Here is a 22188-nt window from a genome sequence, read left to right as displayed (position 1 = left end):
GCGCGGCGGCGTGGACGAGTGAGGCGGCGGAAAGGTACTGGACACCCGCCCGTATGGACTCGGCCACCCCGGAGGGTTTCTCCTTCGGCAGTGACGGCGGCCCCTTCACCGTCGACTCCAACGCCTTCACCAAGCCGGTCACCCTGAAGGAACAGAAGTCGGGCTACAGCGGCACAGCCACCCTGCGCTGCGACATCAAGCCCGGCACCTACGCCGTCGAACTCGCCGGCCCCGACATCACCGCCCACGACCTCGACCACGGAGGACGCGGAACGGTGAAGGTCTACCCCGGCGACGACGCCGCCTGTGCCCACCCGAAGCGCCAGGCGCAAGCCACCGACACCCACCGCGACGACGGGGGCCGGAGCACCGCCGTCCTGGCGGCCTCGGCCGCAGGAACCGCCCTGCTGGGTGCCGCAGCCGGATACACCGCGGGACGTCGCCGCAACAGGTAGCGCAGAATGCCGACCGAGTCCGTGGTGCCTTCCGGTTCGTGATCGATGAGCCGGTTAGGGGCCTTGGTGGTGGTGTAGAGCAGGGCGATCAGGCGCTGGTGGGTGTGGTGGTCGGGCACGCTGCGTCCGCTTTCGCGGTTTTCACTGTGATGGTGCGGTGGGTGCGCTCGATGGCCTGGCCCCAGTAGGCCCCGGCGATCATGAGCATGGCGCCGAGTGAGGCCCACGGGGTGAGCCGTTCGCTGCCGAGGCTGATCCCGACCACGACTGCCCAGATCGGTTCGGTGCCGAGGAGAAGACTGGCCCGGCTGGCTGAAGTGCGTTGCACGGCCCGGGTCTGGGCGAGGAAGGCGAACACGCTGCAGAACAGGGCGAGATAGAGCAACTGGGCCCAGGTGGTGGCACTGCTGTGGGCGAGGTCGGGCAGATGGGTGAGGGCGGGCGGCAAGAACAGTGCCGAGCCGACGACGGTTTGGACGGTCGTCAGGTGCAGCGAATCCATGGGGCGGCCCGCGGTGAGCCGACCGACCAGCACGACGTGCCCCGCCCGGACCACCGCGGCGGCGAGCACCAGAACGTCCCCGAGCCGTGGCGCGTGCAGTCCGGTGCTGGAGGCGAGCAGTCCGACAGCCAGCACGCAGAGGCCGGCGGCGAGGAAGAACGTCGGAGGCAGTCTGCGGCGGCCCCCGGTACGGTCCAGCAGCGGCGTCAGCACAATGGTCAGGCTGATGATCAACCCGGCGTTCGAAGCGCTGGTGTGCGCCACCCCGTAGGTCTCCAGCACCAGAACGGCCGCCTGCGTGAGTCCTAGCAGGGACCCGACGCGGACCTCTGCGCGGGACCAGCCGCGCGCCTCGCGACGAGAGGCGACCAGGGCGCCGCACGCGAGCGCGGAGATCGCATATCGGGCGAAGAGCACCGCCATGACCGGGAGTGCGACGGTGGCCGTCTTGGCCGCAAGGTAACTGGAACCCCAGACGAGCGCGACGAGGAGGAGCACCACATCGGTGCGGCGTGCAACAGGCATGTCCCCACGCTGCACCACCTGGATCTTGAAGGCCACAACCAACGTCTTCAACAAACCTGTAGCAGCCCTACACTGTCGGGATGGATGAACGGCAGCTGCGGATCCTGCGTGAACTGGGAGAGTTGGGCAGTGTCAGCGCCGTCGCCGAGGCACTGCATGTGACGCCTTCAGCGATTTCGCAGCAGCTGCGGCTGCTGCAGCGTTCGATTTCCGTTCCGCTCACCCAACGCGCCGGCCGCCGGGTGGTGCTGACCGACGCCGGGCAGGCCCTGGCCGGCGCTGCCATCGAGGTGGAGACCGCTCTGGCCCGGGCACGGCACACCATCACCGACTTCGCGGGGCGACCGGACGGCGACGTATCGGTGGCGGCGTTCCACAGCGCGGCCTCCGCGTTCTTCCCGCTCCTGCTGCACAGCCTCGCCGGCCCGGACCGCCCCCGGCTGGCTCTTGCCGACGAGGACGTCGCCCAGGACCGCTTCCCCGCCCTCACCCGTGACTACGATCTGGTGCTCGCTCACCGCCTCGACCATGCACCGCCGTGGCCCCGCACGGTGACCGCCACCACTCTGCTGCGCGAGCCTCTCGACGTCGCTCTGCCGGTCGGCCATCCGCTGGCTTCCCAACCGCTGCTCTCGCCGCGGGATGTGGCGGACCAGCCGTGGATCACCGTCCACGACGGCTTCCCGTTGATGGCCACCATCGAGGCGATCGCCAGCGTCGCCAACCGCCGACTCGACATCGTCCACCGCATCAACGAATTCGCGGTGGTCGCCGAGGCCGTGGCAGCCGGCGGTGGCCTCGCGCTGATGCCTCGCTGGACCACCCGTGCCCACTCCGGCGTCGCCCTCAGGCCGCTGAGCGGAGTGCACGCCCGCCGCCACATCGACGTGCTCCACCGGCCCGAGCGCACCGCACGAAGCGCCATCCGAACGGTCCTTGCCGAACTGCATCGGGCCGCGGCGGCGATCCAGGGCCGAGACACCTGCGCGCCCCCACCGGATGCCGACACCCACGCCGCACCCTGACCGGTACGACGGGGCGCGGCGATCCTCGAAAACCCGATTCCCGTCGATGTACGGAGCACCCCGCTCCAGAGTGCAGGTCCAGGCCGATGACCTGGGCACGCCATCACACGGTCGGGCTCGGCCCGTTGCGGGGGCCGCCGGCGAGGGGGACGCCGGTGCGGCGGGACTGGTCGACGGAGGCTTGGGATTTCGAGCTTTGGGCGGCGTCCTGGGGGATCTCCGCGGGTCGGGTCGGGCGTCCCGGTGGAGGGACGTATCCGGGCAGGCGCAAGGCGCCCCACACGTAGGGGTCGGCCTGGGCGCTGCCGTAGGGGAACCAGGCGAGGCGGGTCTTACCGGTCTTGTCCTGGGTGTCGGAGTCGTAGAGGAGGACGTTGGCGGTGAGGCGGTCGGGGTCGACGGGGGCGGGCAGGTCGGCGAGCGGGATCTTCGCTTCGACCGAGTAGCCCTTGTAGGGGGCGGTGACGACGGAGGCCACGGCCATGCCCTGGGCGGTGGTGCCGGCCGGACCCTGGCGGTTGTCGCCGTCGCGCTCCGCGCAGGGTCCCTTGTCGCCCTTGGCGAAGGGGAGGATGCCGGTCTTGAAGGTGGTCGAGGTGTCGTCGGAGTGCCCTTGGGGGTCGAGGTCGATCTCGACGGCGTCGGTGCGCCAGTGGCGTTTGCAGTCGTCGACGTCGAGTGCGTAGCCCTTGGTGTCGTCCGTGACGTGGACGATCGCGTACAGGTCGTCGCCGTGGCGGGAGAATTCGGCGGCGGCCGCGCAGTCCTTGCCGCTCGTGCACTCCTTGCCTTCCCAGTGCCTCAACTGCAGCTTCGGACCCGGGTATTCGTCCGGGCCCGCCATGCCGTCGACGGCGGGTGCCTTGGTGACTTCGGGGACGTCGGTGGAGGGGTCGGCCGGGTAGGCGGGCTGGGCGTTGTTGGCCAGCCACGGCATCTTCATCCGTCGCGCCCAGTCGCGGAAGCCGGAGTACAGGGGGCGTAGGCCGGACTGCTCGCGCACCTCGGGGTTCGGCGGATTGTCGGTGTCGGCCAGGACCGTGAACCATTCGCAGGGCAGCCGGTCCCGCTGGGTCGCGACCGTGGCCGGGAGTGAGCCGAAGCCCTGGGTGACGTAGTCGCGGGCCGCGTCCCGTTCGATTTGGGCCCATGTCCTGTCCGGGTGCCGGGTGGACCGCGTCCCGGTCCAGACGCCGATGACGGGCAGTGCGGTCTGCGGGTCCTTGGCCTTCCGTGTGGCGCACGTGGGCCCCGCGGGCCCTTGGAAACCCCAGCTCTGGGCGAGCAGTTGGGTGGGCTTCCACGCTTCGTACTTCTCTTTGGTGATCTGCTCGGGGAAGGCGTTCGGGTCGCCGGCGAGGCGGAACGCTTCGACGGCGAGGCGTCCGGCTTCTTGGTGGCCGCCGTGCTGGTTGAAGGGGCGCGGGTCCATGGTCACCACCTTGCTCGGGGTGGTCGCGCGGATCAGCCGGACGAGCCGCGAGAGGGTGTCCGTCGCCGGTTGCGGCCTCTTGTTCCAGACCGTGGTCGTCAGCGGGGCGGACAACGTGTACCAGAAGTCCGGCTTGTCGAGGTAGAAGACGTTGCGGATGCCGGCCCGTGCGACGGCCTTGCGTTCCTCGTCCTCACGCATCATGCCGAGGTCGGCGCCCTCCTGGTGCCCGGAGGCGTTCCCGCCGCCCTCTCCGCGGGTGATGGTCACGACGCCGGTGCTCAGGCCCGGCTTCTCGCCCCACTGGCCGAACGTGGCCAGGGACTGGAACTCGTCGTCCGGATGGGCGCCGATGAACAGCACATCGGTGTGCGCCCGGTCCGCCTCACCCGGAGAAGGTGCGCGCGCCGCCTCCGACTCGGCCCGCGTCGTGCAGGCGGCGAGGGAGAGCACACCGCCCATCAGCCCGAGGGCACAGTACGCGGCCGGCAGGGCACGCCAAGGTGTCGACCGTGTCAAGGACCCGTCCTCCTCATGGGAGACGCGCGACGACGAGACCCGTTGCGCGCGCAGCGGTGATCGGGGACGGGGAGAGCCTGCCCTGATGAATCAGTGTTTTATTCCGCAATTGCCCCATTCGTGGGTGAACCGCTGAAGGCAGGCGGGACTCTCTGCGGCGGCTCCGTCCAGCGTGCTCCCGGGTGGAGCCGCGCGCTTTGTGGGCCATGCCCCTTTACCACTGAAGGTTGATCACCGGGGGAGGCTGCACGTCAGCTTTCCTCCACACTGGACAGCGCTTCGGCGATCAGGCGGGTGGCGAAGTCGCGGTCGTCGGTGAGTCGGTTGATGTGCTCCGCGAGCAGGAAGGCGGTGGCTTCCAAGGGGTTCATCTCGTCCTTGGTCCAGTATCCGTACTGCTTGCGCCACAGGCTGGGACTCAAGCCGGTACCAGCGGCGACGAGCAGCCCGGCCATGGTGGGGATGACCTCGGGGCGGACGCTCCTGGGCATCATGCGCATCGTCGCCACGATGTTGGGCACCACGTACTCGATGACGTCCTTGCCATGCTCCTCGTAGGCCATCCGCAGCCACTGCATGAACATGTAGATGAGCGTGCATGCCCCATCCAGCAAGTCGTCAACGGCGCTGGGGCCCAAGGACGTGGCGAACTGGTCGGTCAGCGCTTGTTGTTCGGCGTCGGTCTGGGGCTTGTCGTCGTAGCTGGCTTTGAGCCGAGAGTCGATCATCATGAGCGCTGCGCCCACATCGCCGGCGGGAGCGTGCTGGGGGTCGCAGGGCGATGACATAGGACTCCTTCTCGGCTGCCGGGGTAACGCGGAGTGTCTGCACAGTAGCCCGCCGATGAGGCGCGGGTCCGACACATCCCGACGAAGAGCTCCATCTGCTCGACGAAGGTCCGCCGGTCGCACGAAGCGTTCCCGCACGTGAACCGGCGAACCCGTAAACACGGGACCACCCGTCTTCCGGCGCTGGGCACATCCGCCGGAAACCGCAGGTAGGAGCCATGAACCCGGCTCGACCAGCTCCCGTAGCCGGGGCACGCGGCCGCGGCCGAGGGCCGAGGGCCGAGGAAGGCGAAGGTCAGCCGGGCGCCGCCGAGATTCGCGAGCACCGGCCGGCCGCGCGTCGCCGCCGCTCCGAAGAAACGGCGGGCGCCGCGTCGGTCCTGGTGAGAGTCGCGGCTATCTGGAGGCGACCTTGCCCCAGCCCTGGGCAATGTCATCCTTGGCATGGCCCAGCTGCGACTCGGTCGGGAATCTCGGCGTGCCGGTGACCTTCGGCAGCTTGGCGGCCGCGGTCTTGTCGAGCGTGCCGTCCTCCTGCATGGCGGCCATCAGGGCCGGTCGGGCGTAGCCCTTGAGCCAGAGGTTCTGGCCCTCGGTGCTGTAGAGGTACTCCTGCCACAGTCGGGCGGCCGCCGGGTGCGGGGCCTCCTTGTTGATGGCCTGCGAGTAGTACTGCGAGAACTTGCCGTCCTCTGGGACCGTGACCTCCCAGTCGAGCCCCTTGCTCTTGAGCTCGTCGCTGTACCTGGCGTTGAGGTAGTCCCAGTCGAGGACGATCGGCGTCTGGCCCTTCACGATGGTGGCCGAGGTGGACTGGACGGGCGTGTAGTTGCCGTTCTTCTTGAGCTTGGCGAAGAAGTCGAGGCCGGGCTGGATGTAGTCGAAGGAGCCGCCGTTGGCGAGGGCGGCCGCGTACACACTGCCGAAGGCCGAACCCGACTTGGTGGGGTCGCCGTTGAGCGCGATCTGCCCCTTGTACTCCGGCTTGAGCAGATCCTTGAAGGTGGTCGGACAGGTCTTCACGCGACGGGCATCGCAGCCGATGGAGATATAGCCGCCGTAGCCGTTGTACCAGCGGCTCATCGTGTCTTTCTGGCCGTCGGGGATGTCGATGAAATCGGCGACCATGTACTGCGCGAGCAGATCCTGCTGGGCTGCGCTGTACGCGAAGGAGCTGCCGAGGTCGAGGACGTCGGGCGCCCGGTCCTGGCCCTTGCGGGAGGTGACGGCGTTGATCTCGTCCTGGCTGGCGCCGCCCGGGTTCTCCACCTTGACCTTGATGCCGTACTTCTTCTCGAAGCCGTCGATCAGCGCGCCGTAATTGGCCCAGTCGCGGGGGAGCGCGATGGCGTGCAGCGTGCCTTCCTCTTTGGCTGCCTTGACGAGCGCGTCCATGCCCCCGAAATCCTCGGCCGTGATCGCGGTGGCCGCGCTCTCTCCGTCGGCGTTGGTCGACGCGTCGGAGTCCGCGCCGCAGGCGCTGAGGGCGAGTGCGGCGGCGACGAGGCCGCCGGCAAGGATGGCGGATCTCGGCAGGATCTCGGTCACGGTCTCTCCAGAGGGGTACACAAGGGGGCACAGGGGACACACGGGGATTCGCGTGGGGGGTGAGAACTTGTGCGAATAACTTGTCTGAACAAGTTGGCCATACTAGGCACGCTGTCGACGTCTGGTCCGTAACATCTTCAAAACTCTTGATTACCGTTCCTGCACATCTGTGGCGCGCAAGGATGTGTCACGGTGCCTCATCTACGCTGGTCGCGCTGCGCACGCAGTGCACCACTCTGTGCGAGAGAGGGAGCATGGCGGCACGACACGAGGAGATCGCCGAGGAGCTGCGGCAGGCGATCGATCGCGCGGACTACGCGGTCGGCAGCCTGCTCCCCGCGGAGGCCGTCCTCGCGGCGCGCTACGGCGTCTCGCGCGGCACGGTCCGCCAGGCCGTCGCGGCCCTGACCGTCGAGGGGCTCATCGGATCACGGCAGGGCGCGCGCCGCGTGGTCCTGACGAGCCGCCGCAGTCAGAGCTTCGCCGAACTGTGCTGCTTCGCGCAGTGGGCGCGTGCGATGGGCCGCGAGGCGACCGGACACGTGGTGTCCGCCGCCTACCGCCCCGCGACGCCGGAGGACTCCAAGCGACTCCAACTCGCCGTGGGTACGCCGGTGTTGAACATCGTGCGGGTACGCGGCCTGGACGGCGAGCCGGTGCTGCTGGAGCGGACGGTGTACGCGGAGTGGATCTCCCCCGCCGTCGAGCGCATCGATCCCGAGTGCCCGTCCGTGACCCGGCGGCTGTTCGAGGACGAGGGCCTGGTCTTCGCGTACGGCGAGTATCTGATCGACGCCGTGGCCGCGGGTGCCCAGGACGCCGCACTGCTCGGTGTGCGTCGCACCCGTCCGCTGCTGCGGGTGCGGCGGGTCACCACGACACGCGAGGGGCGCCCGGTGGAGTGGTCCGACGACCGCTACCGCTCGGAGGCCGTGAGCTTCGGCGTCCGCAACTCGAGCGACAACAACGCGCTGGCCCGCAAGGCGGCCCCACCAGCCGATCGGTAGCGAGCCAGTCGAGATTCCCAGGGCTGCGTGGCCACAGGACACCGCATCCTCGACGTTTCGCGAGCCATGGGCCGGCAGGGCGTACCGCAGGCTGAGAACAGCGAAGAGGGAGTAGGTGTCGGCGACATCGACGCGGTGCCCGACCAGGCGATCAACTGGCCGAACCCTACGACACGGTTCGGGTCGAGTGTCCCGCCCCTCAGGCCGTCGACAGCTGGTGCGCGAGTCGGTCCAGCCCTTCTCTGATCAGCTTCCCGTAATCGTCGTCCCCGAGTTCACCGATCGCGGCACGTCCGCACGCGAGGTGATCGCGGGCACGGTCGAGGTCGCCGAGCCTTCGGTAGACGTCCCCGAGGTTGAGGTGCAGAGACGGATAGAAAACGGCGACCGAGCCGGCGACGCCCCCCTGCCGCGCCCGCTCGTCCGATATCAGGTGCGCTGCCTCCAACGCCCGTAAGTCCCAGACCAGTTCCTCGCGCGGATCGTCCTGGACATCGGCCATCGAGTGGGCGAGCACGCAGCGGTGGAACGCGTCGCCGGTGGCGCCGATCGCGTCCCACAGGCCGGCGAACAAGCGGTGGGCCGCTTCCCGTTCGCCGCTGTGGCTCAGCTCGATACCACGGCCGATCTCGGCCATCATCGGGTCGGGCTCGGTCATGCGGGACCTCCTCGTCAGCACGGACAGCAGCGTTCACGAGCGTAGGGGGCACTGCGCGCCCTTGAGCGGGCCGGCGTCCCGGACTCCGTGCGAGGGCGCAGGTCCCGTCAGAACGACACACCTGGGTCGAGGTTCAGCGGGGTGTGCCGGCCACGGCCTCTCGTGCCTGCTTGTCGAGCGCTTCGTCGTCCGGTTCGTTGCTCGCCCAGGCGACATGGCCGTCGGGCCGTACGAGTGCGGCACGCACGTCCGACCACTCGGCGGGGCGTTCGGTCAACGTCGCACGGTGACAGGGGCTTTGCAGGACCTCCAGCCCTGTCAGGTCGAGCAGGACGTGACGGCCCGGACGCAGCAGTGCGAAGAGCCCGGTGCCGTCGAGCGCCAGGTCCGGTGCGCGTCGGCCGGTCAGGGGGTGCCCTTCGCTTGCGGGGTAGGCCACGGAGAGGGCGGACAGGCGGCCGGCGAGTTCCAGGGAGAATGCGGGGACGGTGGCGATGAGCCGCCCGAGCAGAGTGCGCAGTGCGGCGGTCTCCGGCGTGTAGGAGTTCATCAGGGCCGTCTGGGCCCGCGTGCTGAGCAGCAGTTCGGCACCCACCGGGTGGCGTTCGGCGTGGTAGCTGTCCAGTAGGCCGTCGGGGGCCGTGCCGCGGACGGTGGCGGCGAGTTTCCAGCCGAGGTTGGTGGCGTCCTGGATGCCGACGTTCATGCCCACGCCGCCGGTGGGGAAGTGCATGTGGGCCGCGTCACCGGCCAGCAGTACCCGGCCCGCCCGGTAATGGGACGCCTGGCGGGTGGCGTTGCCGAACCGGGACAGCCACATCGGGTCCCGCATGCCGAAGTCGCTGCCCGTGATGCGTACGACCTTGGCGCGCAGTTCGTCGAGCGTGAGCTGGCCCGGACGACCCGTGTGATTGCCCTCCGGGTCCCCGCCGACGACACGATGGATTCCCCCGGGCAGCGGCACCACCATCAGCCCGCCGTGCGGCCCCGAGGCGTTCAGGACATGGCCGTGCGGCGGTTCGTCCAGGACGACGTCGCCGAGCCAGCCCCAGGTGGTCGCGTCCGTACCGGGGAAGTCGATGCCGGCGGCCTCACGCACGGTGGACCTGGTGCCGTCACAGCCGATGGCGTAGGCCGCGTGCAGGTGGTACGTGCCGTGCGGACCCTCGGCCCGGACGGTCACCCCGTCAACGTCCTGCGTGATCCCGACGACACGGTGACCCCGTCGTACACGCGCCCCCTCGGCGCGCGCGTGCTCCTCCAGCAGTTCCTCCGTGCGCGCCTGTGGCAGAGCGAGGGTGAACGGGAACGGGGTGTTCAGGGCGGCGAAGTCCAATCGCTCGTCCAGCCCGCCGAAATGGCCGTTCGGGATGCGGCGTCCTTCGGCGAGGAAGCGGTCCACGACACCGCGCAGCGCCAGTACTTCGAGGGTGCGTGGGTGCACGGTGAGCGCCTTGGAGTGCGGATCGCGCTCGCCCCGTGCTTCCAGGACCGTTACCTCCACTCCGCCGAGCCGTAGCTCCGCCGCGAGCCAGAGTCCTACCGGCCCGGCTCCGACGATGATGACCTGTTCCATGACGTCTCCACTTTCCGATCGACTGCTCTCCTTGGTCGCTGACCAAGAGAGGGGTTGCCAGTAGACTAGGTCAGTGACCAAGAAGCAAGAGCGGCCAGCCACCCGCACACGTCTCGACACCCGGACCGTGGTGCGCGCGGCACTGGATCTGCTGGACGAGAAGGGCGCGGACGCGGTCTCCGTGCGCGGCACGGCGGACCGGCTCGGCGTACGGATGAACACCGTGCTGTGGCACGCCAAGACGAAGACACGACTCCTGGAACTGATGGCGGACGCGATCATCGCCGAGGCCCCCCTCGACGCGCTGCCCTCCGCCTGGGACGAACGGGTCGCCGAACTCGCCCGCCGCTACCGCCGCGCTCTGCTCACCCGCCGTGACGGCGCCGCGATCGTCACGGGAACCTACGCCGCCGAACCGGCCACCCTCCGGTTCGCCGAGGCGATGGTCGAGGCATTGCTGGCAGGGGAACTGCCCGAACGCGAGGCGGTGTGGGCCTGCTGGACCGTCATCTACTTCGCACTGGGCCTCACCCAGGAGGAGCAGGCTCTGTCGACCGCCGACGGCGAGCGCTTCACACAGGCGCTCGCGGCAGGCGCTTACCCGTCGCTGGCCCGGACCGCACCCCACCTGCGTGACGCGTCCTTCGACGACCGGTTCGAGTACGGGCTCACCCGCATCCTCCGGTCACTGCACTGACCGGACCGCCGAGGCGAGAACAAGGGGGTCCGTCTGTGGTGCCTGTCACCGGAACCCGCCGGGGGAGTACGGACAGGTCCACCTCATGTTCAGCACATGGGCCACGAAAGGACCTCATGAACATCCATCAGGTTGCCACGACCGACTACCACACCGGCGGTGAACCGTTCCGTATCGTCCCCGAGCCTCCGGTCGCCATTGAGGGAACCACCGTCGCCGACCGCCGCACGTTCGCCATCAACACCCCTGAGGTGGACAACCTGCGCAAGCTGCTGTGCTGCGAGCCCCGCGGGCACGCGGACATGTACGGCGGGTTCATCACCCCACCCGACGACGCAGGCGCCCACTTCGGTGTGCTGTTCTGGCACAAGGACGGTTTCTCGACCGCGTGCGGGCACGGCAGCATCGCCCTCGCTGTCTGGGCCGTGCAGACCGGCCGCGTCGCCCGTGATGCCTCCGGCACCACCACCGTCGTCGTCGATGTTCCCTCGGGCCGAGTCACGATGCGCGTGCACTCGACCGACGAGCAGATCACCGGCGTCGACTTCGTCAATGTCCCCAGCTACCGACTCGGCGAACACGTCACCGTCGAGACCTCGCGCGGGGGCGTCACCGTCGACATCGGCTACGGGGGCGCCATCTACGCGCACCTGAACGCCGCGAGCGTGGGCCTGCGCGTCACACCCGAGCACTACTCCGAACTCATCGCCATAGGGCGCGAGGTGAAATGGGCGCTGAACGAGACCGAACACGCCCGCCATCCCGTCGACGACCGTCTCAGCGGCATCTACGGAACGATCCTGTTCGACGATCTCGGTACCGATGAGGACGGCAATCCGCACCAGCGCAACGTCGCCGTCTTCGCCGACGGCCAGGTCGACCGTTCTCCGTGCGGCTCCGGCACCTGCTCACGGGTCGCCGTCCTCGCGGCGGCCGGCCGGCTCAAGCCGGGCCGGACCCTCATTCACGACTCCATCGTCGGTACCCGCTTCCACGCCCGGATCATCGAAGAGCTGACCGTCGACGGCCACCCCGCCGTGGTCCCAGAGGTCACGGGCACGGCCTACCGGACCGGAGAACACCGCTTCGAGATCGATCCCGCAGACACCCTCGGCACCGGGTTCGTGCTCCGGTAGCGGCCCTGTCCAACGACTGCCGGACGAACCGCCGGCCGGCAAAGCACTGCGCGCGCCCCGTTTCGCAGCGGCGGACGGGGCGTCAGCCACGTGCGCGCCGCCCGGGACGGTTCGCTGTAGGTCGAACGAATGACGTCTGGCCCGATTGGTGTTTCATCGCTTCCGCGACGCGTTAGGCATGGTATTGCCCGCGGGACCACGATCACGGATTCATCGCGGTCACGGGCACCTGACCGATCATCCTGGAGGTACAGCATGCGATCCGTCCGCGTCACCGTCATCACCTCAGCGCTGCCCCTGGCCCTTGTCACCCTCGCCCTGGCCGGCGCCCCCGCCTCGGCGGCCCAGCACGCACAGCCCGCCGCCCCCCTGCCGAAGGAAGCCGTCGCGAAGCCTGACGGTGGCGACGGTGGCGGCCTCCTCGACCCCGTGATGGGCCTCCTGGGCGGCATCTGAAGCAGTCCGCGGTGGAGCCGGCACAAACCGTGGGTCACGTGATCTCCTCGCGCTCGCCGAGCACAACCGCCCTGTGGGTTGCCTGGGCCCGGGCGGTGGAGCACCGCCGCCCGGACAGGCTGTTCGCCGACGACTTGGCGGCTGCCTTCCTGGCTGCGGCCGGCGCGGAAGCCGGCACCCCTCCCGCCGAGTTCCGCGAGGCGCTGCCTGCGGCAGTGGCGACCCGGACGGCCTTCTTCGATGAGCACCTGAGGAGCGTGACCGTCGGCGGCATCCGACAGGTGGTGCTGCTCGGCGCCGGACTGGACACCCGCGCCTTCCGCCTACCGTGGTCGGCCGAAACCAGCCTCTACGAGCTCGACACACCCGAAGTGCTGGCGTTCAAGGAGACCGTCCTCGCCCGCCAGGGCGCGGCCGCGATATGCCGTCGTACGCCGCTGGCCATTGACCTGACCGACGATTGGCCCACCGCCTTGTGCGCTGCCGGCCTGGATCCCGGGCAACCGGTCGCTTGGCTTGCCGAAGGGCTTCTGCCGTATCTGGAGGTGGAGGCCGTCGACCGGCTGTTGACGGCGATCGGACGCCTGTCAGCGCCGGGTAGCACGCTCGCCCTCACCTACAACCCGGGAGCCTTGCGCGCGCTGGGGTCCGCTCCCGGTGGCCGGCATCTGGACCGCGTCGGCGTGGCACACCCGGCGCTGCCCGGCCACCCCGAACCCTGGCTGGCACGCCACGGCTGGCAGGCACACGCCCACGACCTCATCCACCAGGCGGTGGTCCACCGTCGCGTCCCCGCCGCGGCGATGGAGCACACCAGCCCTGGGACATCGACGTGTTGGCTGGTCACCGCCACCATCCCCGGCCAGCAGTCGCACCATCAACGTCCATCGCGCTGACCCGGAACGGCCTTCGATGTCGGCGACCTGCTGCGCAAGCTGCCGGCCGCAGGCCCGGTGGTCCCGGCGGACCCGACTGTCCCGTCGGACTCGGCGCCGAGGCCGGGGCGCACTGGTCAGGGTGGCCGACAGGAAGAGCGCCCCTCCTCGTCCCATAGGACCAGGAGAGGCGCTCTTCTCGCGTTCAGCCGTCGGCGGCAACCGCACGGTCCTGAGGGAACGGACGGAGTTCCGCGTCAGCCCCGGCCGAGGACGCAGAACTCGTTGCCCGCCGGGTCGGCCAGGACGACCCAGGAGACGTCACCCTGACCCACGTCGGCCCGTATCGCGCCGAGGCCTTCGAGCCGGGCGACCACCCTCGCCTGATCCTCGACGGGGTCGGACATCACGTCGAGATGGATGCGGTTCCATACGACCCCGTCGTCGGGCGTGCGGCGGAACTCCAGGTACGGCCCGATGCCCTTGACGGAGCGCAGCAGGGCGCGGTCGTCGGTCAGCTCGTGGACGGTCCAGTCGATCGCCTCGCCCCAGAACCCGACCATGGCTCGTGGGTCGGCGCAGTCGACGACCACGGCGGCTATCGGCCCGGTGTCCCGGTAGAGCTCCCGGGGCTCCAGGACGCTGAACACGTTGCCTTCCGGGTCGGCCATCACCGTCCACGGTGCGTCGCCCCGGCCCACATCGGCGGGCGTCGCCCCGAGTTCCTTCAGACGTGCGACCAACTCCGTCTGATGGGCGTCGGAGGTGGTGGCGAGCTCGATGTGCACGCGGTACTTCACCGTCTCCGGGTCCGGGACGCGGACGAGATCGATGCAGACGGCGGATGGGTCCGGCCAGTCGAAGCCCACGGGTTCCAGGTTGGTGACGCCGGGCCCTTCGCTGGAAACACTCCAGCCGAGCGCCTCCGCCCAGAACCGGCCGAGCGCCGAGTCGTCCCGGGCCTTGAAGTTCAACTGAACAAGTTGCAGCGTCATGGCGCATACCCTAGGTGATCTCCCATCGGGCAGGCGTGCGAAATTCAGAGCGAAGCCAACCCGGACAGTGACTCCCCCCACCGCCTGACCTGGACATCTCACGTACGAAGCGGGGCACCTCCCCGAAAGCGCAGTCGTTGAGCACCGTGACCAGCTCCTGGAAGCCCTGCGCGCGGGACGACTACGACGCCATGTCGAGATGAGCACTCGATCAATTCACCGACGCGCGCAGGTGACTTGGGACATCAGCGCAGCCGACTCCGAAAACTGACCGCCGGGCCCTCAGCGCTTGGTCGGAGGTCAGGCGGTGGCGGGGTGGGCGATCAGCGTGCGGTGCTCGGCGTCGAGGGCGACTCCGGTGTACGCGTTGACGGCGACCGGGGCGGCGCCGGGGGAGGTGCTGCGGTCGGCGCCGGTCTTGGCGTCCAGGGTGACGGGGCCGTTGCTGTCGAGACCGATGACCTGCTGGCGGACGGAGTCCTTGCTGGTGACCGCGACGGCGGTGTCGCCGATGACGGCGGCCGCGGCGACCCAGGGGGACACACACGCGAAGCCTTCGCAGCCGTCCGCGTCCACGCGGGCCGAAGAGCCGTCGGCCACGCCGTCCGTGTCCGGTCGGACCGAGAAGCCGTCGGTCGAGCCGACCGGCGACCACCCCGCGCCCAGGACGAAGGAGGGCGCGATCCAGCGGTACGAGCGGTACCTCCACGCCCTGGGCCGTGAGGACATCGACACGGTCTGCGAAGTGGCCGGGCCCGCCGCGAAGAAGGCGCAGGACCAGGGGCTCGGCCCGTGCACGTCGACGTATACGGCCGTGTTCCAGATGGTCTCGCCCGCGCAGAAGAAGGCCCTGCAAACCGCCACGGTCGACCCGCACCGCATCGCCGTGCGCACGCCCGACAAGATCGAGATGCCGGTCGAAGCGGTCAGGGCCTCCGCCACCTTCTCCGAGAGCGACCTCGGCAGCTACACCCTGGAGTACCTCAAGAACGATTGGTACATCACCGACTGAACCCGACGCTCCGTACGTGGAGCCGCGATGGATGGCTCCGCGCGCAGGCATGAGGCATTCCCTTCGGGGGACTGGTCCTGGGGCGCGTACAGCCTGGCGGCGGAGGCGGTTGTGGCCTGCTGCCGGTCGTGGGTGGTGTAGGCGAAGTTGAGGACGGTGCGGCGCAGACCCGGGCGGCTCAGCGGGGTGACCCGGTGGGCGGTGGTGTCGCTGCGCAGCAGATACGCATCACCAGGGTGGTGGTGCGCTCGGCGCACGTCATGGCGAAGTCCCGGCGAACGGCACGGGCGCGTGCACCCTCGCTCGACCAGCCGTTGCCGGTGGCGCGCTTCAGTCGGTCTTCGCCGACCCGTCGAAGAACCTGACGATCAGGGGCAGGGCTTGCCGCACCGTTTCGTTGTGGTCGTAGTCGCCGACGTCGGTCAGCCGGCGTGCGGCGCCGTTCCTCGTCAACTGGTCGGCACAGTAGGTCGAGTGACTGAAGTCGACGTCCTTGTCGCCCCGGCCGTGGAAGATCTCCACCGGTACGTTCGGCTGCCAGTCGCACGTGTTGTCCATCGGGCGCAGCTTGTCCTTCAGGACACCGTCGGGCTTGCGGATCTTGTTCAGGAAGTCCTCGGTGAACAGGTCCTTGGAGGCCGCCGGGAGTTCGCTGACGATCTGCTCGGCGGTGTGATGGCCGTCGAAGAGGCCCTCCACCTTGCTGTCGTAGGGGGAGCGGAAGACGTCGCCGGGTGACGTGTAAAGGCCGTACATCTTGTTCCAGGCGGTGGCGAAGTAGGCGAGGTAGATGCCGGATTTGACGATCTTGTCGTCGGCCGCGTCGGCCTCGAAGGCCGAGAGGTTGTAGGGGCCGCTGACCGGGGCGAGTGCCCCCAGCCGGAAGTAGCGGTCGGCACCCTCCTGCTGAAGCGCCCGGCCTACCAGCATGGTCGCGGGGCCGCCCTGCGAGAACCCGCTGACCTCAACCTTCCGCTTCAGCTCCCGGCCGTTCCGGTGGGCGATGGTCCGGGCCGCGCGCAGGCCGTCCACCGAGGCCGCGACGGTGGCCCGAGGGTCACCGTAGGGGTGGAAGCCTTCGCCCGAGCCGAGGCCCACGTAGTCGGGCGCCGAAACGGCCCGCCCGGTCGAGGCGAACAGCAGCGCGGCGAGCCGGTCGTCCGACTTCGGATTCTCCGAGGCGACGTCCTTGCGGTAGACGGTGGTGCCGTGCAGCCAGGAGACGGTGGACAGGTGGCGCGCCCCGTTCTCGGGCAGGACGACGAGCTGGCTCGCGGTCGTGGGGGCACCCGCGCTGTCAGTGGTGCGGTAGGTGACCCGATAGGCGGTCACGCCGTAGCGGACCTGGGACGAGTCGATCTTTCCCCGGAGCTCCCCGGCCACTTCCTCCGCTGTGAGGTCGGCCGCTTGCTCGACGGAGACGACGGCCCCGCCTTGTACCCGCTCGCTGTGGGAGCCGGCCGCCGCCGAGGCTGGAGCCAGCAGGGCGGACACACTGCCGAGGACCGCCGTACCAGCCAGAATCCGGATTTTTGTTCGCCGTGAAGTCATGGATGGATCATGCCCGTCGGCCGCTCCGCTGGGACATGGAGCGACCCCCCGAGTCGCAAAGGGGGAAAACCCCCTCGGGGCCCGTAGGGGATGCTGGAGGTCCCATCCTCTACGGGACAGGTCGGATGCCGAACGGTGCGGGGGAGTAGACCCGTTCCTCAGGCTGATTCCCGATCTTCTGCCTGTGCTTGCCGGGTGAGCCCCAGGAATGCGGTCGGAGTGCGCAGCACCACGTATCGGAGTCGTGGTCGCACCCCTTGGGGCCCGTCGGTGGGGCGGCGTTATCGCGCTGGTGCCAGCGCGGCTTGTTGTCGCGAGGCGAGGGCTTCGACCAGCCGGCAATGCGTGATCCCCAGGTTGGGTCGCTGAGCGGCCGTGATCGTGGCGACGTGTTGCCAGTACTGGCGAAAGAGGGGGATGGTGCTGTGCAGCTGCGCACCGATGAAGGCGCGGAATCCGGGTGTGTCGTCCTCGCCACGGGAGCGGGCGCAGGCTCGGGAGAAGTGGTCCAGGGCCTCTCCGGGCTGGAGTGGCAGGCCGTCGGCGACCGTGTCGGCGGCGAGCTCGGAGGTGTCGAGGAGTTCTGAGTACAGCGAGGCCTTGTCGCGCACGTGGGGGCAGGCCCAGTAGACGGGGAAGTCCTGGTGCCTGGTGAGGGTGCGCAGTTCGGCGTAGGCCAGGACCACCTCCGCGGTGGGGTTCTCCGGAGGTTCCGGAACGGCCTGCGCGGTGATGGCCTCGGCAAGGCGCGCCGGCACGGAGGCGGGAATCGTCTGCCCCCATGCCGCTGCGAGCCGGTCTTGGGCTTCCGGCAGACGCTGAACCCGGGACAACACCTCCAGACGGTGGAGCCGCTCCTGTGCGGAACAGTTGTCCAGTGCCTCCAGGGTGGCCTGGCGCCAGTGGAGTTCGGTTAATCGGCTCCGCACCAGGCCCATCTCGTCGGCGATGAGGTCGCCGAGGCTGCGTTCGCCGGAAGCCAGCTGGGTGATGGTGGAGATCGGGGTGTCCAGCGCGCGCAGCCGCTGGACCAGGTGCAGTCGTTCCAGTGCCTCCGGCCGGTAGCGGCGGTGGCCCCCAGCGCTTCGCTCAGCGACGGGCAACAGGCCGACGTCGGAGTAGTACCGGACCGTCTTCACCGGCAGCCCGGTGCGGGCCGCCAGCTGTCCAATGGTCCATGTGATCTCGCTCACAGCTACTTGAACCTCCAGCGCACGGGAGCTCTTAGCGTACGAAGTGCCGGTCGAGCACGAGTCACCACGACCGGCCGACACATCACCAGTCTCACGTGCCTCACCTGAGAACTGACCAGAGGGGAACACGCCATGCGTATCCGTCACATCGTCGCCGCGGGTGCCGCCGCGACCGCACTCTCGCTCGGTGCCGCGCTGCCGGCCTTCGCCGACGGTCGCGCCTCGGTCGCCGCCGACCAGGCCGCCGCCGCGAAGCGGAAGGTCCAGGTCTACCAGGACGCCGAGTACAAGAACAGGAACACGACCTTCACCGAGAACATGCGAAACCTGAAGAAGGACGGCTGGAACGACACCATCAGCTCCGCCAGGAACAAGGGCAACCGCACGGTCACCTTCTACCAGCACAAGAACTACGAGGGTGCCCGCTTCTCCCTGGCACCGGGCGAGAAGGAGCCCCACTTCGGCGACCACCCCCACATGAGCGACGCGACGAGCTCCGTCAAGTTCCGCTGACAGCGGGTCCCGTCAGTACGAACTGCTGACGGGCGGGGTGCGGCTACGGGGGGCCGCACCCCGCCCCTTGTCTCCCACCGCACCCCGCTCAACTCGCACCGCGCATCGCACGACGAGAGGCAACCATGTCGCCCTCCCGCGCCCGGGCCACCACCGCGCTCGCACTGCTGCTCCTGGCCACCACCGCCTGCACCGCCGCGGAGCACGAGTCCACGCCCGTCTCGCACCCCCCGCCTGTGTCCCGGCAGGCCGAGCGGCTCCGGCTGCCACTGGACGCCTATGCATCGACCGTGGCCGAGACCCACGTCGTGGAAGACGCACAGGACATCCTCATGCGCCGGTGCATGAACGACCTGGACATGGAGTGGAAAACCCTGCCCCGGGTGGACGCCCAGGACACCGAGCCGCCCAACCTCCGACGATACGGAGCCGACGAGTCGGAAGTCGTCCGCTACGGATACCACCCGCACCCCGACCCGCCGTCGGTGGTACGGCGCAACCGGGCCTGGGACGAGCGCGAAGCTCTCCCCGCCGAGGTGCAGCGCGCGGCCTACGGGACCTCCGGCAAGGGCGGCTGCCTCAAGACAGCCCGGCATCAACTCGTCGGCGACACCGCTCCACCCGACTACCACGCCTTCAACCAGCTGACCGGGAACGCTTTGGAAACCTCCCGGCGGGCCCCCGAAGTACGCGACGTCCTGCGCATATGGCACGCATGCATGGCGAAGGCGGGCTTCGACTACCCGGACCCCTTTGCCGCCGCCGGCAGCGAGCGCTGGGAGACGGCCGCGCCCACAGCGACCGAACGCGCCACCGCCCGCAGAGACGTGGCCTGCCAGAAGTCGGCGAAGCTGGTGACCGTATGGGCAGCGGCCGAGACTCGCATCCAACACCGCCTGATCCGGCAGAACACCAACCGCCTGCACGAGGCGAAGGCCCGCAAGGACCGCTGGCTGGCAGCCGCCCGCCGCGTCCTGAAACGTGAGGGCGGCTGAGGCAGGGGGCCAAGTCCCGTCTGCGGCATCCCGCCGCCCGCGGGCTACACAACATCGCCGCTGCACTCACGCTAGGAGCGAGGCAGGGACGGCGGCCGACCAGTAGGCCATGACGCTGAGCGCCAGTGCCAGTTGTTCAGTCGGAACGTGCCGGAGTAGATGGCTGTCGGCACGATGCTGCGCGCAGCCGCGCGGGCGCTGTCGGGGTTGGGGCAGGCAGAAGCCGTCAAACTCGGTACCTACCGCATGAAGTGGTCTACCTAGTGCTCTGACCGGGAAGGTTCGGCGGGTCGGTGGCTTCGCTTCGATAGCCTGCACGGTGTGATCGACTCATACGCGAGTTCCGACGATGCTGAAGTCGCGATAGCCGGGGCGCTTGCCGGCGCGGACGTGGTCCGCAATATGTACGGCCAGCGGCTCACTCGCATCGATAAAGGCCTCGGGGACTTTGCCACCGCCGCCGATGTGGAGGCTGAGGAGATGATCCTCGACGTCATCCGTGCCGCACGGCCCGATGACGCGGTGCTCGGCGAGGAAGGCGGGCAACAGGGCGCCGCCGACGCTGTGCGCCAGTGGCTGGTGGACCCCCTGTGCGGCACGCTGAACTACGCCGTCGGCAACATGCTGGTGGCCGTCAACGTGGCGCTGCGCGATGGGGCGGCAGCGGTGGCCGACCCGTTCAGCGGCGAGGTTTTCTTCACCGACGGGGAGACTGCCTGGGTGCGGTATGACGGGGCCGACGACGCGCTACTGACGCCCACGTCCGCCACCCGATTGGTGGACGTCAACCTGGATCCGCCGTTCGCCAGTGCGCCCGGATTCCGGGCCGTGGACCTGCTGGCCCACCCTGAGTTCATAGAGCGTTTCAGGCCGCGGGTCGTGTCCACGACCCTGGCGCTGGCCTGGGTCGCTGCCGGCAAGCGCGCCGCGTATGTCACCGATGGCGGCGACCTCTCCAAGAGCGTGCACTTCGCCGCTGGCATCGCTTTGTGTCGGGCTGCCGGCTGCGTGGTCACCGGGATCGACGGCGCCCCGATGGGTGAGGCAGGCCGCGGGCTTGTGGTCGCCGCCGACGACGAGACCCACCGGCTGCTGATGTCGATGATCCGCAGCCGAAGCTAGTGCTGTGACCGCACGGGTTTCGCCAGGCTGCGGCGTGGCCTCTGTGAACGGGCGAATCGGCGCCTCAGCCGGATCGTGATCGTTCCGCGGCAACCGATCGGCGTGCGGTCCGGTCTGGTCATGCATGAAGGATTTAAGAGGGGGCCTGCGGCGGCGACGCGCAGTCGCGTCCGGAACAGCCGCCCTGCTGGTCGCACTTGGCGGGGCAGTGGCTTCCTGCGCCGAGAAGCCGGTCCGCAGCTCGGAGAAGCAGTCCGGACCGGCGGCGGTGAAGCACTCCATGCGGCCGGAAGTGAAGTTCCGGTACGCGATGAACACGTACTATCTTCCGCGGTTCACAGCGTCGGACTCGGATGACCGGCCCACCGAGTATCCGGTTCGCCTGGCGGCGAACAAACCGGCCCCGGGCGGAGCCCCGCTGATCGTCAAGAACGTCAAGGTGACCTTCGACCTGTCCGCGCTGAAGGGCATTGCAACGATCGACTGGGTGAACAAGGGGTACGGATGCAAGCGCTCGGGTGACTCCATGACCTGTGCTCCGGGGGACATCAATCAGGGCGAGGGCGCGGAATTCACACCGTTCGCCGTGAAGGTGCAACCGGGAGCGGAGAAGGGGCCGGCAGGTCCCCTGAAAATCACCGTGACCAGCGCCAACGCTCCCACCGTCCGCCACACCACCCAGCTGGTCGTCGGCGCTCCCGTGCTGACCGCACGCCAGGACAAGATGCTGACCGAGGTGAAACCGGATTCCGAGCTGACGCTGACGCCTGCCTTCGGCAACAAGGGAGACACCGATGTCGACGACGAGCTCGTCATCGTGGTGAAAACGGAGAAGGCAACGCTGCGCGATCGGTACGGCAACTGCCGTTACGACAAGGCCACCTCGCCGACCAAAGCAGTGTGCAAGTTCTCCGGCCCGTTGCCGGCCGGAAAGGCGTACGAAGCCGATGGGCCGATCACGGCCCTGGTCGGCAAGTCAGCGAGACACGGACAGATCTCCTACTCCGTGTACCGGGCCCACGACGTGCTGTCCACCGCCGAAATGCTGCCCGGCTCGGCCCCGCGGGGGACCGGCGCGCCGCTCGGGCTCCGCCCCGTAGACGGCAGCGGCAGCGAATTCACCGATTCCGCCCACTGGAAAGCGGAAATGGCCAGCGACGTGCTGGAGTTCTCCACTACCGAAGTGCACGACCCGGAGGCCTCCGAGGTCACTATCAAGGGCAAGGTGGGCCAGGTGGTCAGCGTCGATGTGCTGAGCGCGGATGGCTACCAGGGCGCCACGCGGCTGACCCTGCCCGAGGGCGTCAGCCTGGAGGGACATCGCGAGGGGGAACCGAGCGAACTCACATTCTGCGGGTACGGCGAGGACAAGAACGGGCCGGTGGAGTGCCCCGCACCCGGGATGACCATGCCGGTGCTGCGGGTTCGCATCGACAAGCGGGTCGAGGGCGCCCAGGGCACGATCTCCGTGGTGGCATCCGACCCGAAGGACCCGGACCAGGAGAACAACACCGCGCCGATCAACGTGGAGTACCTCGACTGACCACCGTGCGCGCCGTCGGCCCGGCGCACACGGGCCGGGCGGGGCTGGATTTACTAGGACGTCCA

Annotated in this window: 22 protein-coding genes; 12 read left to right on the top strand and 10 right to left on the bottom strand. The window is 69.1% G+C overall.

Features of this window, described 5'->3' with window-relative positions; translation table 11 throughout:
- The first annotated feature begins 53 nt into the window (after positions 1 to 53).
- On the top strand, positions 54 to 455 hold the full coding sequence (locus WAB15_RS02170; RefSeq protein ID WP_407285077.1) for a hypothetical protein: 402 nt from the start codon (positions 54 to 56) through the stop codon (positions 453 to 455).
- Positions 456 to 543: 88 nt separating this feature from the next.
- Here the strand turns inward: WAB15_RS02170 and WAB15_RS02165 are convergent, their stop codons facing one another.
- Positions 544 to 1482 carry a DMT family transporter gene (locus WAB15_RS02165; RefSeq protein ID WP_407289140.1) on the bottom strand — a complete coding sequence of 313 codons (939 nt, stop codon included), beginning with the start codon at positions 1480 to 1482 and terminating at the stop codon, positions 544 to 546.
- An 80-nt stretch (positions 1483 to 1562) separates the two neighbouring features.
- Here WAB15_RS02165 and WAB15_RS02160 point away from each other — a divergent pair, with 80 nt between their 5' ends.
- Positions 1563 to 2507: a LysR family transcriptional regulator gene (locus tag WAB15_RS02160; RefSeq protein WP_407285076.1), complete on the top strand. Its 945-nt coding sequence runs from the start codon at positions 1563 to 1565 to the stop codon at positions 2505 to 2507.
- 103 nt (positions 2508 to 2610) lie between these two features.
- On the opposite strand, the gene WAB15_RS02155 is transcribed toward WAB15_RS02160, so the two are convergent.
- The 3 genes from WAB15_RS02155 to WAB15_RS02145 form a co-directional block, all read right to left on the bottom strand.
- Complete coding sequence (locus WAB15_RS02155; RefSeq protein WP_407285075.1) at positions 2611 to 4458, bottom strand: PIG-L family deacetylase; 1848 nt, start codon at positions 4456 to 4458, stop codon at positions 2611 to 2613.
- 251 nt (positions 4459 to 4709) lie between these two features.
- Positions 4710 to 5246 (bottom strand): hypothetical protein, encoded by a 537-nt coding sequence (locus WAB15_RS02150; protein WP_399147991.1) that lies wholly within the window; start codon positions 5244 to 5246, stop codon positions 4710 to 4712.
- Positions 5247 to 5642: 396 nt separating this feature from the next.
- Positions 5643 to 6794, bottom strand: a complete 1152-nt coding sequence (locus WAB15_RS02145; protein WP_407285074.1) for an ABC transporter substrate-binding protein — start codon at positions 6792 to 6794, stop codon at positions 5643 to 5645.
- 254 nt (positions 6795 to 7048) lie between these two features.
- On the opposite strand from WAB15_RS02145, the gene WAB15_RS02140 reads away from it, so the two are divergent.
- On the top strand, positions 7049 to 7801 hold the full coding sequence (locus tag WAB15_RS02140; protein ID WP_399147989.1) for a GntR family transcriptional regulator: 753 nt from the start codon (positions 7049 to 7051) through the stop codon (positions 7799 to 7801).
- A 199-nt stretch (positions 7802 to 8000) separates the two neighbouring features.
- On the opposite strand, the gene WAB15_RS02135 is transcribed toward WAB15_RS02140, so the two are convergent.
- Both WAB15_RS02135 and WAB15_RS02130 read right to left on the bottom strand, forming a co-directional pair.
- Complete coding sequence (locus tag WAB15_RS02135) at positions 8001 to 8459, bottom strand: hypothetical protein (RefSeq protein ID WP_399147988.1); 459 nt, start codon at positions 8457 to 8459, stop codon at positions 8001 to 8003.
- A 133-nt stretch (positions 8460 to 8592) separates the two neighbouring features.
- Positions 8593 to 10035 (bottom strand): FAD-dependent monooxygenase, encoded by a 1443-nt coding sequence (locus WAB15_RS02130; protein ID WP_407285073.1) that lies wholly within the window; start codon positions 10033 to 10035, stop codon positions 8593 to 8595.
- Positions 10036 to 10108: 73 nt separating this feature from the next.
- On the opposite strand from WAB15_RS02130, the gene WAB15_RS02125 reads away from it, so the two are divergent.
- The 4 genes from WAB15_RS02125 (at position 10109) to WAB15_RS02110 (ending at position 13220) form a co-directional block, all read left to right on the top strand.
- Complete coding sequence (locus WAB15_RS02125; protein WP_407285072.1) at positions 10109 to 10732, top strand: TetR/AcrR family transcriptional regulator C-terminal domain-containing protein; 624 nt, start codon at positions 10109 to 10111, stop codon at positions 10730 to 10732.
- A gap of 116 nt (positions 10733 to 10848) precedes the next feature.
- Positions 10849 to 11868, top strand: coding sequence for a proline racemase family protein (locus tag WAB15_RS02120; RefSeq protein WP_407285071.1), 1020 nt, complete (start codon positions 10849 to 10851; stop codon positions 11866 to 11868).
- Between the two features lie 255 nt (positions 11869 to 12123).
- On the top strand, positions 12124 to 12324 hold the full coding sequence (locus tag WAB15_RS02115) for a hypothetical protein (protein WP_399147984.1): 201 nt from the start codon (positions 12124 to 12126) through the stop codon (positions 12322 to 12324).
- Between the two features lie 38 nt (positions 12325 to 12362).
- A complete protein-coding gene (locus WAB15_RS02110; protein WP_407285070.1) occupies positions 12363 to 13220 on the top strand; it encodes an SAM-dependent methyltransferase in 858 nt (285 codons plus the stop codon).
- 236 nt (positions 13221 to 13456) lie between these two features.
- Here the strand turns inward: WAB15_RS02110 and WAB15_RS02105 are convergent, their stop codons facing one another.
- Complete coding sequence (locus tag WAB15_RS02105; RefSeq protein ID WP_407285069.1) at positions 13457 to 14194, bottom strand: VOC family protein; 738 nt, start codon at positions 14192 to 14194, stop codon at positions 13457 to 13459.
- A 300-nt stretch (positions 14195 to 14494) separates the two neighbouring features.
- Positions 14495 to 14794: a hypothetical protein gene (locus WAB15_RS02100; RefSeq protein ID WP_399147981.1), complete on the bottom strand. Its 300-nt coding sequence runs from the start codon at positions 14792 to 14794 to the stop codon at positions 14495 to 14497.
- Positions 14795 to 14801: 7 nt separating this feature from the next.
- Here WAB15_RS02100 and WAB15_RS02095 point away from each other — a divergent pair, with 7 nt between their 5' ends.
- On the top strand, positions 14802 to 15206 hold the full coding sequence (locus tag WAB15_RS02095) for a hypothetical protein (RefSeq protein ID WP_399147980.1): 405 nt from the start codon (positions 14802 to 14804) through the stop codon (positions 15204 to 15206).
- 330 nt (positions 15207 to 15536) lie between these two features.
- On the opposite strand, the gene WAB15_RS02090 is transcribed toward WAB15_RS02095, so the two are convergent.
- On the bottom strand, positions 15537 to 16757 hold the full coding sequence (locus WAB15_RS02090; protein ID WP_407285068.1) for a lipase family protein: 1221 nt from the start codon (positions 16755 to 16757) through the stop codon (positions 15537 to 15539).
- Positions 16758 to 17038: 281 nt separating this feature from the next.
- A complete protein-coding gene (locus tag WAB15_RS02085; RefSeq protein WP_407285067.1) occupies positions 17039 to 17950 on the bottom strand; it encodes a MerR family transcriptional regulator in 912 nt (303 codons plus the stop codon).
- Positions 17951 to 18082: 132 nt separating this feature from the next.
- Between WAB15_RS02085 and WAB15_RS02080 the strand changes: the two genes are divergently transcribed.
- The 4 genes from WAB15_RS02080 (at position 18083) to WAB15_RS02065 (ending at position 22123) form a co-directional block, all read left to right on the top strand.
- The gene (locus WAB15_RS02080; protein ID WP_407285066.1) at positions 18083 to 18463 is read left to right on the top strand and encodes a peptidase inhibitor family I36 protein; all 381 of its coding nucleotides are present in this window, start codon (positions 18083 to 18085) and stop codon (positions 18461 to 18463) included.
- Positions 18464 to 18588: 125 nt separating this feature from the next.
- Entirely contained in the window at positions 18589 to 19458 is an 870-nt protein-coding gene (locus WAB15_RS02075) for a hypothetical protein (protein ID WP_407285065.1), read from the top strand.
- Between the two features lie 321 nt (positions 19459 to 19779).
- Complete coding sequence (locus WAB15_RS02070; protein ID WP_407285064.1) at positions 19780 to 20580, top strand: inositol monophosphatase family protein; 801 nt, start codon at positions 19780 to 19782, stop codon at positions 20578 to 20580.
- A gap of 268 nt (positions 20581 to 20848) precedes the next feature.
- Complete coding sequence (locus WAB15_RS02065; protein ID WP_407285063.1) at positions 20849 to 22123, top strand: hypothetical protein; 1275 nt, start codon at positions 20849 to 20851, stop codon at positions 22121 to 22123.
- Positions 22124 to 22188: the final 65 nt, after the last annotated feature.

The organism is Streptomyces sirii (genome assembly GCF_045690365.1).
Lineage (GTDB): Bacteria > Actinomycetota > Actinomycetes > Streptomycetales > Streptomycetaceae > Streptomyces > Streptomyces sirii.
This window is presented reverse-complemented; position numbering and strand designations above follow the sequence as displayed.